Raw genomic sequence first — 14,598 nt, forward strand, 5'->3', positions numbered from 1 at the left:
AAGTGTGGCGGAAGCGGCGCGGCGCTGGAAGCATCTTGCCGCTATGAGCCAGACCGAGCAGGAGCTTATCCTGACGCAGTCCGTCGTTGAACGCGCGCGCAAGCAGATCGGGCTGTTTACGGGGTTATTGCTGATTGTCTCTGCCGTTATCATCGCGCTGATTCTCTATACAATGACCATGGACAAGCTGCGGGAGATCGCCACTCTCAAGCTGATCGGCGCGCCGGACCGGACCATTGTTGGCCTTATCCTGCAGCAAGCGTTGGCGATGGGAACGATCGGCTTCGGGTTTGGCGCTATATTGATCACGAGCATCAAAGACTATTTTCCGCGGCGTGTCGTGCTCCAGCCGGAAGACGGGCTGGCGCTGGCGGCAGCGGTAATCCTCGTTTGTGTCCTTTCCAGTGCTCTTGGGGTGCGGCTGGCGCTTAAAGTTGATCCGGCAACGGCAATAGGGGGATAACAATGAGCAACCCTGATAATAAAGTTCCACTTGTCCATGTGCGGAATGTCTCGAAGCATTTCGGCGAAGGCGACACTCGTGTCGATGCCTTGCGCGATGTCAGCCTGAAGGTTCATCCTGGCGAGGTGGTGGCGCTGCTTGGGCCCAGCGGATCGGGCAAGACTACGCTCCTGAACGTCATCGGCTGCATCCTTGAGCCCAGTAGCGGCTGGGTCAGCCTGGACGGGGAAATCGTCTATGACGGGCGCTGGCTACGATCTGATCTGCGCAAGCTTCGGCTGGAAAAGGTCGGCTTCATTTTCCAGTTCCACAATCTGCTGCCGTTCCTCAACAGCACCGATAACGTTGCTGTGGTTCTCAGCCTCGCCGGGTTTGACAAGGATGACTCGAAACGGCGCGCGATTGAGCTGCTGGACTATCTGGAAGTCGGGCACCGCAAGGACGCCATGCCTGCCAATCTCTCCGGTGGTGAGGCACAGCGGGTGGCGATTGCCCGTGCGCTCGCCAACCAGCCCCGGATTATTCTTGCCGATGAGCCTACAGCGGCGCTCGATTCCGAACGGGCGGGGATCGTAATGGACCTGTTGCGTAAAGTAGCCGTCGAGCAAGAGGCGGCAATCCTTGCCGTCACGCATGATGAGAAAATTTTCGACCGCTTCGACCGTATCTTTCATTTACGGGATGGACGGCTGGACGATCAGGACATATGACAATATCGCCAAACGGCTTTAGTTTAAAGGTTACTTTATAGTGAGATATTTTTTAGACTTGCTTTGTCAAATTATGTTCATATATTGACGTGAATAATAGTGGCTTAGAGAGTGAGCATTGAATTATAATAATGGAAATATAGACTGGCGTGTACGAGGGCTGCGGTTCATAGTGGCTATTGCGTTTGCGTTTAGTGTTTTTTCCAGTATGCCAGCATCTGCACACCATGCTGATACGGCAAGTCAAACACATTTTGACACCGTCATTGACGATCACGTGACCTCAAGCCATAAACAAAAGCAGGGTTCTCATGTCGAAAAATGTGGTATGATTTCTTGTGCATTTAGCTTGCCCGCAAATTTTCAAGTAATATCGACAGCGTTTGGTACGAAAACGCCGTTTGATGTCATTGCTGTGCAAATCGCATCTATTGCTTTCGCACCACCAAAGCACCCCCCAAAGAATTAGTTCCTTTTTTCAGGCGATAACTCAAGGCAGCCTTTATTGCTGTCACTGCCGTTATGCGCCTTTCTCAAACTTCGACTATTGAAATTTGAATCTGTCTCCCTGCCTGACCGAGATCAGGTCTGCGCTAGATGGAGACTGGAATAGGAATTGATAACATGAAAATTAAGCGTACTTTTTTGTCCGGTGTTGCCGGAGCGACTCTCACTGCCGTCTTAGCACTAAGCTCAGCGATCGCATTTGCTGCAGGGAATCATCACGGGAGTCACGGCGAGAAATCGGGAATTGGTATCCCTGGTAACGCTGCAGACGTCACCAGAACCATCGAGATTAAGATGGGGGACAACTATTACGAGCCGGAAGAACTTTCCATCAAGAAAGGCGAAACGGTTCGCTTCAAGATCGTCAATGCCGGGGAATTCGTTCATGAGTTCAATATCGGTACTGCCGCCATGCATGCCGCACATCAGGAAGAAATGATGATGATGATGGAGCATGGAGTTTTGGAGGCCGACAAGATCAATCGGGATATGATGAAGATGGATATGGGAAATGGCAAGACCATGGAACATAACGATCCAAACAGTGTGTTGCTGGAGCCAAAGGAAACGGCGGAGGTTATCTGGAAATTTTCGGATGATGCCGAGCTGGAATTCGCCTGCAACGTTCCTGGCCATTATGCCTCCGGCATGATGGGTGAAGTTCACTTTGAGTAAATGTTTTGCGCAGCCCAAAGAGGCTGCGCATTCCAGCTTTTCAAAAAATGAAAGGAACAGCAGGATGAGAATTTCATTCATGCAAAAGACTTGCCTTGGTCTTGCAATGGCCGCAGGAGTTGCACTTCTACCAAGCTTGAGTGTCGCGAAAACCTATAATCTGACCGTCGACAAAGTTATGATTGATACAGGAGACTTCCAAAAGGAAGGGATCGGTTACAATGGAAAATCCCCCGGACCCGTACTCCGGTTCAAGGAAGGCGAAGATGTCACGATCAATGTGACGAATAATCTCGATGAATCCACATCTATCCATTGGCACGGCCTTATCCTCCCCTTCCAGATGGATGGAGTGCCCAAAATCAGCTTCCCCGGAATCGAGCCGGGTGAGACCTTCACCTATAAATTTCCAATCGTGCAATCCGGAACATACTGGTTTCATAGCCATTCTGGTTTTCAGGAGCCGGACGGAGCCTATGGTTCAATTGTAATCGAACCTGAGAAACGGGACCCATATCGTTTTGACAAGGATTATGTCGTTCAGTTCACGGATGCGCATCCTCATTCCGGTAAACGAATATTGCGGAATTTGAAAATGTCAGCGGATTATTACAACCGTCAGCAACAAACGATTGGCGATTTTTTCGCGGATGTCCGCGAGAACGGTTTTAAAGCAACCGTCGATGACAGGATGGCGTGGGGTGACATGCGGATGATGCCGACAGACATTGAGGATGTGCAGGGCTTCACACCGCTTATCAATGGCAAAGGGCCCGAACAGAACTGGACCGGATTGTTCGAGCCTAAAGAACGTATCCGCCTCCGGTTCATCAATTCCTCTGCCATGACCTATTTTGATGTTCGCATACCGGGGCTGAAAATGACGGTTGTGGCCGCGGATGGGAACAATGTGCAACCTGTCACGGTCGATGAACTTCGCCTAGGCGTCGCTGAGACGTATGACGTTATCGTTCGTCCCATGGACGATAAAGCCTATACGATATTCGGCGCAAGCATGGGGAGAACGGCATACGCTCGGGCCACTCTCGCGCCGCGCCAAGGCATGGTTGCGGAAATTCCGGAAATGACAAAGGCACCGCTTCTTACCATGGCAGATATGGGGATGGACCACGGCAATATGGAAGGCATGGATCATTCGTCGATGAAAGATATGGACCACTCGAATATGAAGAGTATGGACCACTCCAGTATGAAAGGAATGGATCATTCGAGCATGAAAGGCATGGATCACTCAAATATGATGGGTAAGGAACAGGAGAAGGATAGCTTTTACGCAAATGGCAGTGGACTTGTCCCTACAGCGGCAAATGGCGGCAAGTTCCTTTCTTATGCCGACCTGAAGGCACAAAAACCTCTTTATGAGGAGCGAGAAGCCACACGGGAGATCGAGTTGCGTTTGACCGGAAACATGGAGCGCTATATCTGGTCCATCAATGGCGTGAAATATGAAGACGCTGATCCGGTCGTTCTTCAGTATGGGGAACGGGTCCGGTTCAAGTTTGTCAATGAAACCATGATGACCCACCCCATGCACCTGCATGGTATGTGGAGCATTCTGGATGTCGGTGCTGGGAAGTGGGACCCGATCAAACACACTATCAGCGTTGCTCCCGGAACAACCGTCTATTCCGAAACAGAAGTTGATGCGCCCGGCCAATGGGCGTTCCATTGTCATTTGTCTTTCCATATGGATGCCGGAATGTTCCGGAAGATTGTCGTTGAAGGCGGTCCGACATCCGCGAGCCTCAATCCGTCTGAACAGGGAGAACTGCAATGATTAAATTGAAGAAATCTCTCCTGACAGCGGCCCTCACCTTTTCTGTTTTGATGCCAGTTGTCGGCCATTCGGCGGAAATGTCGAATATCTACTATGGTGTTCAGATTGAGGAGTTTGAGTATCGGTATGGAGAAGGCGGCGAAGAGCTTTTTGCCTTTGACGGTGATGCGTTTATCGGGACCGATGAATTGAAACTCCGGTGGGAAGGAAGCGGGGAACTGGATTTGAATGTTAATCGCTTTGAATCCCTCTCCAATCAGCTCGCCTTGCAAACACCCATATCGGATTTTTGGGACATTAAGGGAGGTGTTCGGTACTCGAGCCCGCAAGGACCGGATCGTTGGTACGCTGCCGTTGGCTTGAGTGGTCTTGCTCCGCAATGGATCGAGGTGGATACGCATCTGTTCCTGAGTGAAAAGGGAAAGCTTTCTGCTGATCTCGATATTGAGTACGAGATACTTCTCACCAATTACTTAACCCTGACGCCTTCCGCAAATATCGATGCGGCCTTTTCGAGTGATCGGGAAATTGGTGTTGGCTCCGGTATTAACAGCGTGGAGGCAGGTTTAAGGCTCAGCTATGACGTCTGGGATAGAATTCTCTCGCCTTACGTTGGCGTCGTCTACGAGCGCAAGTTCGGTCAGACTGCAAATTACGTCGAAGCAGAGGGTGAAAGTGCCGATATCTGGTATGCCGTTATCGGTGCCAAGCTGATGTTCTAAAACGTCGGATAACGGATTTTTACTGATTCTGGAGGGAGCATAAAGCTCTCTCCAGAGATATGGCTCAACTACGGAATCATCATGCCTAAAATACATATCATATCATTACTGGTAACGGTATTCCTGGCGCTCCAGGCACCAGCATTTGCCGATAATACAGATGCCTATTTTCAACCTGCTGAAATCCACGATGCCGTTGTGACGATATCTGATCAGGATACTTCGGGAGACTTGCGTTTTCGTATAGTCAACAGTAGCTCCGGGAAATTGACAATACTCGGCGTTTCAAACGCCGATAACGTGCAGTCAAAGATTATGGGGAGGATAGACGCGAACAATTACACAGAGCTTGGATCAATAACGTTACTGCGGGAAGAGAACCTTGATCTGACAACCACGCATATATTTGTACGTCTTTCCAATTTTAGAGAGCCTTTGGAGATCGGCAAAATTATTGAATTAAAGCTTGTTCTCTCCAATGGAGAATTGCCGTTTTCAGCCCATGTAAACCGTTAATATCTGACGCGAGCAGCGTGCTTCAGTATTGAATATCAGACCGGAGAGAAAAGCGATGGAAACACAACATAACGACAACCGCTCAACACAATATAAGAAAGACAGCCTGACACTCAGTGGTGCCGTATCCATGGGAACCGGCGTGATGATTGGCGCGGGCATACTTGCCCTTACCGGTCAGATTGCGGAACTTGCCGGGGCATTGTTCCCTCTCGCCTTTTTTGCCGCTGCCATCGTAACGGCCTTCAGCGCATATTCCTATGTCAAGATGGCAAATGCTTACCCCTCTGCTGGCGGGATAGGCATGTTCCTACAAAAAGCCTATGGCCGGGGGACGGTCACGGCGGGTGGTGCGTTGCTTATGTATTTTTCTATGGTCATTAACGAAAGCCTGGTTGCCCGGACATTTGGCACCTACACCATGCAATTGTTCGATGCAGAACCCGTTGGCTGGGCCGTAACGGCGTTGGGCGTCGGTGTGTTGATCATCGCATTTTTGCTCAATATATCCGGCAATCGCCTGATTGGTGGATTTTCACTCTTCATGGCGTTTCTCAAGATCGGTGGCATTATTATATTCGCGACAGGCGGCTTATGGATCGCAGATATTTCTTTTGAAAGCGTCATACCACAATCGTCATCGGACACGCCGATTACAGGGTTTCTCGCGGCGATGGCGCTGGCCATTCTCGCGTTTAAAGGATTTACGACCATAACCAACAGTGGATCGGAAATTGTCGATCCTCACAAGAATGTTGGGCGGGCGATCATCATTTCGATTTTGGTCTGTTTTGTCATCTATATGCTTGTTGCGCTAGCGGTTTCCGCAAACCTGACTTTAGACGAAATTATTGCCGCAAAGGATTTCGCCTTAGCTAAGGCCGCACGTCCGGCATTTGGCAGTTACGGGCTATGGTTTACGGTTGGACTGGCAATTGTCGCGACTGTTTCAGGGTTAATTGCCAGTGTCTTTGCCGTTTCGCGGATGCTGGCCATGCTTACCGACATGAAATTGGTCCCGCACAGCCATTTCGGGATGCCGGGAGATATTCAGAAACACACGTTGGTTTATACGGTCGTGATTGCTATTTTCCTGACGATATTTTTTGACCTGAGCCGCATCGCGTCACTCGGCGCTATTTTCTATCTCATCATGGATATTTTTATTCACTGGGGTGTGTATCGGTATTTGCGCAAAGAGGTGAAAGCCAACGGGTTTATCGTTTTGGCGGCGATAACTTTCGATATCATCGTACTGGGTGCCTTCCTGATTGTGAAAGCGTCAACTGATATGCTGGTTATCTATGCCGCGTTAATCGGGATTGTCGTGATCTTTGTTGGTGAGAGATTTTTCCTCAAGTGGCAGGAAGACGAGGGCAGTTAGTGTTTTTTACAAAATTAACAGCAAAAATGTTTCAATGGAGTTTAGTTGTAAAAGCTCTGCTCATCAGAAGGAGAAAATATGAAATTAAACTAAAAACTAGTGCGATGTACCAGCCATATGCGTAAGCTTCTGCCAAGCCCAGAAAAAAGCTTGGCCAAGTCAGCCAAACAAAGCCCGGCAACAGGTTTTGCCAAATTTCATGCATAGCATAATAGGGTAGCCATAAGTCGAACAATACGCAAAAAATGTAACTAAACGCTGTGAAAGCGCTTAGGCTCAATCCAAAAGTGATTGTGGGTATACGGTTCATTGCGAACGTTATTCTTTCAAGCTAATTATGGGCAAATAAGACTGCTTTCATGCCTTTGTTTTAGATCAATGAACAGTCAGAGTAATTCTCTGCTTATAGGTATCACAAGTAAGGAATGGTCACATTCTGCAACAGTGAATTAAATCGTTACGGAATGTTACAAATTCTAGAATGGTGACGTTGAACAAGACATGAGACTTTGTTACAGAAAATAAGCTAATAGCTAACCGTAGCCTGGACAATGTTAATTGAACTGGCTTTTTACGGATTTCATTATGGATAAATTTGCTCCGGATTAAAGTCAGCGAGTTTATTTTCAGATAGATAGATGCAATGAATGAATCACCGCATATCCTGATAGTCGATGATGATCGGGAAATACGAGATCTCCTAACCCGTGTTTTGAAGAGGCACGGTTTCCGCGCCACAGCCGTTAATGATGGCCGCGAAATGACCGTCGCGTTGAGAGATTGGAAGATCGATCTGATCATTTTGGACCTTATGCTTCCGGGCGAAGACGGCATAACTTTGTGCCGTGATCTTAGGGCACAATCAAATATTCCGATCATAATGCTGACGGCACTTGGAGAAGATTCAGACAAAATTCTGGGACTTGAAATCGGGGCGGATGACTATATTCAAAAACCCTGTAATCCAAGAGAATTACTTGCGAGAATACGTGCTGTGCTTAGACGTGCAGGTGAAGTTGCTGCAATTGAGATCGAGCAAGACACAATTATTGAGTTTGATGGCTGGCAGCTTGACCTGGTCCGTCATAGTTTGAAATCCGCCACTTCAGAATATGTAGAATTAACAACCGGTGAGTTTAAGTTGCTCGCAGCTCTTGCAAGTCATCCCGGTAGAGTGTTGACACGTTACCAACTTATGGATCTTGTTAAAGGCCGGTGGTCTCGTCCATTTGAGCGTAGCATAGATATGCAAATAAGCCGATTGCGACGGAAACTTGAAAGCGATCCCCAGAATCCAGAGATTATTAGAACGGTTCGCAGTGGCGGGTATTTATTTGCCCCTCAATCCATGACGGCGCGGACATGACATTCAATCGTTCATTGTGGCCGAAAACTATGGCGGCCCGGATTGTATTATTGCTCCTGGTTGGGCTCGGTCTTTCACATGTAATCAGTTTGAGTGTTTACAATTTTGATCGCGAGGAGATCGTAAATCTGATTGGAAGAGCACAATTAACGGAGCGCATAACGACAATAACCGGTATAATAAAAAATGCGCCGCCAGAGGAAAGAGAAAAAATCATCAGCTTTGCCAATAGCTCTACTTTTCAGCTAGATTTGGGCACTACAAATACAGTTAAAAATAACGACCCCCTCGTAGCTAAACGCTTTTCAGCGGCGCTTTCGGAACTGACCTCGTTTGATTCAAGAATGCCAATTCTCGCGGAGACGGTTTCAGGCGAAAACAGCATATGGAGACATCTTTCCGGCAAATCAACCGAAAATCATATTTCTATTACTGATCATTTCGAGCACATTGTTAACGAAATTCGGACGGGCGCTTTAATCCGGGTTTCAATAGAAATTGGAGAGAACAGCTGGCTAAACTATCAAGCCCCTGATGTTGAAGCAACGATGCCCTGGTCTATTAGATTTGTCCTATCGATTGCTGTGATGATGATCGCAACTGCAATATTTTCTGCCTGGGCTGCCCACTATCTGACCGATCCTCTAAAAAAATTGAGTATTGCTGCAGAAGATCTGGGGCGTAGCGTAACAGCGCGCCCAATACCGGAGAAGGGACCTTTGGAGGTTATACAATCAGTTCGCGTTTTCAATAAAATGCAAGCAAGAATTTACCGCTTCGTGGAGGACCGCACACAAATGATTGCAGCAATCGCTCACGATTTGCGAACACCTCTTATGAGAATGCAGCTTCGCAGCGAACTCTTGGATGACAATGAGTTAAAAAGAAAATTTAGCGAAGATATTGACGAAATGAATCAGATTGTTACGGCAACGTTGTCCTTTGCATCCGAAGATGCGGGAAGGAAGAAAAATGATCGATTCGATATAGTAAAACTTATTTCGGACGTCGTTGTGGATTTGAGCACGTTAGGTTTTTCGATCTCATGGGTTCCTCCTGATCCCATCAGTCTTGAGGGGCAAAAAGACCTATTACGCCGCGCCCTTTCAAATTTGATTGAAAATGCGGCGAAATACGGAGAATGGGCCTCTATTCATATACTAATTGCTGACGGAAAGCTCATAATCACAATTGATGATGACGGCCCAGGAATCGCTCCCGAAAACATAAAAGACGTTTTCAAGCCATTTTTTAGACTGGAAGGCTCTCGAAGCCGGGAAACAGGTGGTACCGGTCTCGGCCTGTCAATTGCGCGATCAGCTTTCCGCAGTCACGGTGGCGACGTTACCATACGAAACCGCGCAGAAGGCGGCCTGAGAGTTGAAGCTTATCTGCCATTCTGACCAACTTTCATGCGGGCTCGATCAACTCATTTGTAACACTTTGTAACTGCAAGGTAATCTGTCACTAAATGTGACCGAAATGATCGGTTGCTGCCTCGACATCTCACCCCGACCACATAAGTATCGTTGCGTAATATCTCTATTTTATGCACTGAAAGTCGATGAGATGAGCTCACTTTTCTATTTCCTTTTTTGGGCAGGCCTTATTTTTCTAATGATGCGATTTGGCTGTGGCGCACATGTGATGGGTCACAAATCAAAGCACAAGCATTCTAAAGGTGGTCCGCCCGCGGCTTCGGAAAACTCCAATGACATGGTTTGGGTTGCTCCACCTCGTGATATCGATCCGGTGTGCGGCACACAGGTCAACACAAAAACCGCCAAATCAAGCGTCTACAATGGGTCAGTCTACTACCTGTGTTCGCGAGAGTGTCGTGAAATCTTTGAAGCAAATCCGAAAGAGTATCTCAGTGTCGAGAATTTGAAAATACAAGCCCCTGAAACGGAGGCTAAGCATGCCTGATCTGGTAAAAGAAAATACTTCTGAAGCACGCCAAGAACTCTACATAAGAAGCCGGACCAACTTCCGTCTACCGGTTATTGCACTCGGGATGAGCCTCGGATTGTTCTTTGCCGTCACATTCATTTTATGTGTGAGTTTTGATCTGCTTTTCCCTGATCAGGCAATGTACAAAACATGGCTCGGGTTACTGCCCGGGTTTACTTGGCTGAGTTGGCCAAGTTTCTTTCTGGGACTCGGCGAGAGCTTTGCTTATGGCTGGTATGTCGCCCTAATCTTTGGACCGCTCTTTAACTTCTTTGCCGCTCTCGGGTCGGGGAATCATTCATGACCCACTCAGCTGTGAAAAAAATTTCCACTATCGAAGTAGTGAAGAACATGCCGTCTCCTTCCGTTGAGCAGAACCAGGACAATGCTAGCACATTGGACGGTGCTGCCCCAGCTGAGAGATTAGTGCCACATGGCCGGGATTTATTGGACTATCAAATTGACGTCTGGCAACGGACAATCCTTTTCTGGGATACGCTCAGACAGCGTGCCGACAATATGCTGGAGCACGAGCGTGCTGGTTTGCCGCCATTGCTGGATTTCAAGTATGAGACGATCCTCGATGCTCGAACTTTTGAGCCGCCCGTCAACTACGCTTTGCTGCGGATCGTCGAAATAGGGGATGACTGCTGGGACGATTGCGTCGATCTGGAAAAGCCGCCGGTCATCGTCCTTGATCCACGTGCTGGACATGGGCCCGGAATTGGAGGGTTTAAACACGATTCTGAAGTGGGAATGGCGCTCCACGAAGGTCATCCAGTTTATTTTGTTATCTTCTTTCCAGAGCCTTCACCGGGACAAACTCTTGCCGATGTACATCACGCCTTGCGGCGGTTCGTCGACGAAGTGGCTAGATTGCACACTGGAAAGCCACCGGTTCTTTATGGAAACTGCCAAGCGGGCTGGGCGGCCACTCTTCTGGCAGCGGACTGCGAAGGGACGATCGGTCCGACCATCTTGAATGGATCGCCCCTATCTTATTGGGCTGGTGAGGCCGGCGTCAATCCAATGCGCGTCGCTGGAGGATTGCTCGGCGGCGTCTGGCTGACCCATTTCACGGCAGATCTTGCCAGCGGTCGCTTTGACGGTGCCTGGCTTGCGCAAAATTTCGAAAATCTCAAACCTGAAAAAGCGATCTGGGAGAAATACGCAGGTCTGTTCAATAAGGTCGATACTGAGCGAGACCGGTTTCTTGAATTTGAACGGTGGTGGAACGGTTTTTACTTTCTGAGCCGCGAGGAAATGGTTGGAATTGCAGAAAACCTTTTCATCGGTAACAAGCTGGAGAGAGATGAATTCCGCATTTGCGACGGTTGCACCGTTAACCTGCGAAGGATTCGCAATCCCCTTGTCGTTTTTGCCTCTTATGGTGACAACATTACGCCTCCTCATCAAGCCCTTGGCTGGATTCCTGTAGTTTACCAGAACACGGAAGTTCTCAAGTCGGCTGGCCAGCGTATTATTTATCTGACTAATCCCCATGTCGGACATCTAGGCATTTTCGTTTCAGCCAAAATCGCCCGCCTCGAACACCGTGCTATTTTCGAAAGCCTTGATGAGATTGAGGCGCTTGCGCCTGGCCTCTATGAGATGAAGATCGATAACCCCACAGGTGATCCGGATTGTCATAAACCGCAATTTGCCGTCAGATTTGAGGAGCGGGAGGTTGAGAGTCTAAAGTTTCCGCTGCAAGACGAAGCATTTGAGCGAGTTTGCACCGTGTCCGAAGCCAATGAGGCTTTCTATCGCACTTTCATCAGCCCATGGGTCCAGGCGGTGTCAAATCCCTGGTCTGCTGAAGTTATGAAATGGATGCATCCGATGCGTACCAGTCGATATCTTTTCTCAGAGGCATTTAATCCTTGGATGCAGGGTCTGGCGGAAGTTGCCAAAAATATCAACGAAAAACGGAAACCGCTTGCTGACGACCATCCAATGCTCCTGAAGGAACGAGACTTTATAACCAGCGTTTCGCAGATGATCGAAATTATCCGCAACTCGCGCGATGAGGCTTATGAACTTGAGTTCAACATCGCCTATGGAAATCCTGGCTGGGCAAGCACTCTCCTTGAGACGAACACGGAAATTGAAGAGACAGGAAAGAGTTCATGAGCAAATCACACTCGCACACCCATCCCGACAAAAAAGAAAAGGATGTCGAGATTACCTCAACAGCCAAAGATCTGGTTTGCGGCATGATTGTTGACATGAATAAAGACAAACCACGGTTTGATCATGAAGGAACTACTTATCACTTCTGTTCGCAGAAGTGCCATGACAAATTCGCGGACGATCCGGAACATTATATTTCCGGTGCGTACAAGCGACAAGCGAAAGCGCCTATTGCGGGCACAAAATACACTTGCCCAATGCATCCCGAAATTGTTCGCGATGCACCAGGTGACTGCCCGATCTGTGGAATGGCGCTTGAGCCTATGGGCGTGCCCACGGGCGATGAAGGTCCCAATCTGGAATTGCTGGATTTCAGGCGGCGTATGTGGGTCGGTGCTGTCTTGACGGTTCCGTTACTCGTTTTGACGATGGGACCTTTCGTCGGACTTGGTTTCATCCGCGAAATGGTTGGAGAGCGAGCGGCCCTCTGGACTGAACTCGTCTTGGGTACACCGGTTATACTCTGGGCGGGTTGGCCATTTTTTGTCCGTGGAGTCAAGTCGGTTATCAACAAGAGCCTCAACATGTTCACACTCATAGGCATGGGCGTCGGCGCCGCCTATCTCTTCAGTGTTGTTGCTGTTTTGGTGCCTGGAATATTTCCAGAAGGATTTCGGGACGCTGAAGGCAATGTCGGGGTATATTTTGAAGCGGGCGCAGTAATCGTCGTCCTCGTGCTGTTGGGTCAGGTGATGGAGCTTGGCGCACGTGAACGTACCGGTGCCGCCATTAAGGCGCTCCTGGATCTCGCCGCAAAGACAGCCCGCATCATCCGCAATGATGGCAGCGAAGAGGAAATTCCGCTCGAAGAAGTTGCGGTTGGTGATCGGCTGCGTGTACGCCCCGGCGATAAAGTTCCCGTGGACGGGATAGTGTCGGAAGGCCGCTCATCTGTAGATGAGTCAATGATCTCTGGCGAGCCTGTACCAGTGGAAAAAGTCGCAGGCGACACAGTTACGGGAGCCACCATTAATGGTACTGGCAGCCTTATTATTGAAGCAAAGCGCGTCGGTGCTGACACAATGCTTAGCCAGATTGTGGAGATGGTTGCGAGTGCGCAACGCAGCCGCGCCCCGATCCAGAAGTTAGCGGATGCCGTCGCCGGCAAGTTCGTGCCCGCCGTGATCCTTGTCGCTATTCTTTCATTTATTTCGTGGTCAATTTGGGGGCCGAACCCGGCTTATGCATATGCGTTGGTTTCCGCCGTTGCTGTACTAATCATCGCCTGTCCTTGCGCGTTGGGACTTGCGACGCCTATTTCAATAATGACAGCAACCGGACGCGGTGCGCAAGCTGGCGTGCTCATCAAGAACGCAGAGGCGCTGGAACGGTTTGCAAAAATAGATACTCTTATCGTCGACAAGACCGGAACACTGACGGTCGGTAAGCCGAAGCTCATCGCCGTACTCGCTGAAGACGGGCATGAAGAGGCGGAAGTCCTTCGACTCGCCGCCAGCCTCGAACGCGGTTCCGAACACCCGTTGGCAGAGGCGATAGTTGCCGGCGCCGAAGAACGCGAGATCACGTTGGCAAAGGCTGAGGATTTTGAGGCTGTCACAGGCAAGGGCGTCACAGGCGTTGTGGACGGCAAATCCGTTGCTCTCGGAAACGCCAGACTGGTTGTCGATCTTGGTGTAGCCACGAAAGGTTTTAGTGATATCGCGGACGCCCGACGCGATCAGGGCGAAACAGTTATGTTCGTGGTCGTGGGCGGTGAGATCGCCGGGCTGGTGAGTGTCGCCGACCCCGTGAAGGAAACCACACCTGCGGCACTCAAAGCGCTGCATACCGAAGGTTTTCGGATCGTTATGGCGACCGGTGATAACGAGCGCACGGCAAAGTCTGTTGCCGCCAAATTGGGTATAGACGAAATTCGGGCCGATGTACTGCCTGAGGACAAAGCGCGCATTATTAAAGAGATGCAGGCCGAGGGCCGCAAGGTCGCGATGGCCGGTGACGGCGTGAATGATGCGCCGGCCCTGGCGCAGGCTGACGTAGGCATCGCCATGGGCACTGGTGCTGATGTTGCGATTGAGAGTGCCGGTTTCACCCTTGTGAAGGGCGACCTCAACGGCATTATCCGGGCCCGCCGTTTATCGCGGGCAACTATGCGCAATATCAAGCAAAACCTGTTCTTTGCGCTGGTCTATAACGGCGCTGGCGTGCCGGTAGCGGCAGGGGTGCTCTACCCATTTTTCGATATCCTGATTTCACCAATTTTTGCTGCGGCTGCAATGAGTCTTTCATCACTTTCAGTCATTCTTAATGCGTTGAGACTGAGGTCCGTCAAAATCTAGGAACGGTAATGCAAATT

General features: G+C 49.4%; 13 protein-coding genes. All 13 read left to right on the forward strand.

Annotated features, from left to right (window positions below):
* Positions 1–463, forward strand: a 463-nt coding sequence (locus LKE13_RS18310; protein ID WP_227953245.1) for an ABC transporter permease, incomplete at its 5' end; no start/stop codon positions are given.
* A 2-nt stretch (positions 464–465) separates the two neighbouring features.
* A complete protein-coding gene (locus LKE13_RS18315; RefSeq protein WP_227953246.1) occupies positions 466–1,173 on the forward strand; it encodes an ABC transporter ATP-binding protein in 708 nt (235 codons plus the stop codon).
* A gap of 624 nt (positions 1,174–1,797) precedes the next feature.
* On the forward strand, positions 1,798–2,355 hold the full coding sequence (locus LKE13_RS18320) for a cupredoxin domain-containing protein (protein ID WP_227953247.1): 558 nt from the start codon (positions 1,798–1,800) through the stop codon (positions 2,353–2,355).
* 106 nt (positions 2,356–2,461) lie between these two features.
* On the forward strand, positions 2,462–4,153 hold the full coding sequence (locus tag LKE13_RS18325; protein WP_415776560.1) for a copper resistance system multicopper oxidase: 1,692 nt from the start codon (positions 2,462–2,464) through the stop codon (positions 4,151–4,153).
* The gene (locus tag LKE13_RS18330) at positions 4,150–4,875 is read left to right on the forward strand and encodes a copper resistance protein B (protein ID WP_227953250.1); all 726 of its coding nucleotides are present in this window, start codon (positions 4,150–4,152) and stop codon (positions 4,873–4,875) included. The genes LKE13_RS18325 and LKE13_RS18330 overlap by 4 nt, the downstream gene beginning before the upstream one ends.
* An 81-nt stretch (positions 4,876–4,956) precedes the next feature.
* Positions 4,957–5,391: a hypothetical protein gene (locus LKE13_RS18335; protein ID WP_227953252.1), complete on the forward strand. Its 435-nt coding sequence runs from the start codon at positions 4,957–4,959 to the stop codon at positions 5,389–5,391.
* A gap of 55 nt (positions 5,392–5,446) precedes the next feature.
* Positions 5,447–6,775 (forward strand): APC family permease, encoded by a 1,329-nt coding sequence (locus LKE13_RS18340; RefSeq protein WP_227953254.1) that lies wholly within the window; start codon positions 5,447–5,449, stop codon positions 6,773–6,775.
* A 643-nt stretch (positions 6,776–7,418) separates the two neighbouring features.
* Entirely contained in the window at positions 7,419–8,141 is a 723-nt protein-coding gene (locus tag LKE13_RS18345; protein ID WP_227953256.1) for a response regulator, read from the forward strand.
* Positions 8,138–9,544, forward strand: coding sequence for an ATP-binding protein (locus LKE13_RS18350; RefSeq protein WP_227953258.1), 1,407 nt, complete (start codon positions 8,138–8,140; stop codon positions 9,542–9,544). Before LKE13_RS18345 ends, LKE13_RS18350 begins: the two co-directional genes overlap by 4 nt.
* 313 nt (positions 9,545–9,857) lie before the next feature.
* Positions 9,858–10,067, forward strand: coding sequence for a YHS domain-containing protein (locus LKE13_RS18825; RefSeq protein WP_227953302.1), 210 nt, complete (start codon positions 9,858–9,860; stop codon positions 10,065–10,067).
* A gap of 88 nt (positions 10,068–10,155) precedes the next feature.
* Positions 10,156–10,395, forward strand: coding sequence for a DUF5676 family membrane protein (locus LKE13_RS18360; protein ID WP_363225045.1), 240 nt, complete (start codon positions 10,156–10,158; stop codon positions 10,393–10,395).
* Positions 10,392–12,224, forward strand: coding sequence for a DUF3141 domain-containing protein (locus LKE13_RS18365; protein ID WP_227953262.1), 1,833 nt, complete (start codon positions 10,392–10,394; stop codon positions 12,222–12,224). The genes LKE13_RS18360 and LKE13_RS18365 overlap by 4 nt, the downstream gene beginning before the upstream one ends.
* A complete protein-coding gene (locus LKE13_RS18370) occupies positions 12,221–14,581 on the forward strand; it encodes a heavy metal translocating P-type ATPase (protein WP_227953264.1) in 2,361 nt (786 codons plus the stop codon). Before LKE13_RS18365 ends, LKE13_RS18370 begins: the two co-directional genes overlap by 4 nt.
* Positions 14,582–14,598: the final 17 nt, after the last annotated feature.

It is taken from the genome of Sneathiella sp. HT1-7, assembly GCF_020731145.1.
Lineage (GTDB): Bacteria > Pseudomonadota > Alphaproteobacteria > Sneathiellales > Sneathiellaceae > Sneathiella.

What these genes read in the sequence shown, in the direction of transcription:
- LKE13_RS18315 (WP_227953246.1), top strand. Translation starts at nt 466, where the DNA reads ATGAGCAACCCTGATAATAAAGTTCCACTTGTCCATGTGCGGAATGTC.
- LKE13_RS18320 (WP_227953247.1), top strand. Translation starts at nt 1,798, where the DNA reads ATGAAAATTAAGCGTACTTTTTTGTCCGGTGTTGCCGGAGCGACTCTC.
- LKE13_RS18325 (WP_415776560.1), top strand. Translation starts at nt 2,462, where the DNA reads ATGGCCGCAGGAGTTGCACTTCTACCAAGCTTGAGTGTCGCGAAAACC.
- LKE13_RS18330 (WP_227953250.1), top strand. Translation starts at nt 4,150, where the DNA reads ATGATTAAATTGAAGAAATCTCTCCTGACAGCGGCCCTCACCTTTTCT.
- LKE13_RS18335 (WP_227953252.1), top strand. Translation starts at nt 4,957, where the DNA reads ATGCCTAAAATACATATCATATCATTACTGGTAACGGTATTCCTGGCG.
- LKE13_RS18340 (WP_227953254.1), top strand. Translation starts at nt 5,447, where the DNA reads ATGGAAACACAACATAACGACAACCGCTCAACACAATATAAGAAAGAC.
- LKE13_RS18345 (WP_227953256.1), top strand. Translation starts at nt 7,419, where the DNA reads ATGAATGAATCACCGCATATCCTGATAGTCGATGATGATCGGGAAATA.
- LKE13_RS18350 (WP_227953258.1), top strand. Translation starts at nt 8,138, where the DNA reads ATGACATTCAATCGTTCATTGTGGCCGAAAACTATGGCGGCCCGGATT.
- LKE13_RS18825 (WP_227953302.1), top strand. Translation starts at nt 9,858, where the DNA reads ATGGTTTGGGTTGCTCCACCTCGTGATATCGATCCGGTGTGCGGCACA.
- LKE13_RS18360 (WP_363225045.1), top strand. Translation starts at nt 10,156, where the DNA reads ATGAGCCTCGGATTGTTCTTTGCCGTCACATTCATTTTATGTGTGAGT.
- LKE13_RS18365 (WP_227953262.1), top strand. Translation starts at nt 10,392, where the DNA reads ATGACCCACTCAGCTGTGAAAAAAATTTCCACTATCGAAGTAGTGAAG.
- LKE13_RS18370 (WP_227953264.1), top strand. Translation starts at nt 12,221, where the DNA reads ATGAGCAAATCACACTCGCACACCCATCCCGACAAAAAAGAAAAGGAT.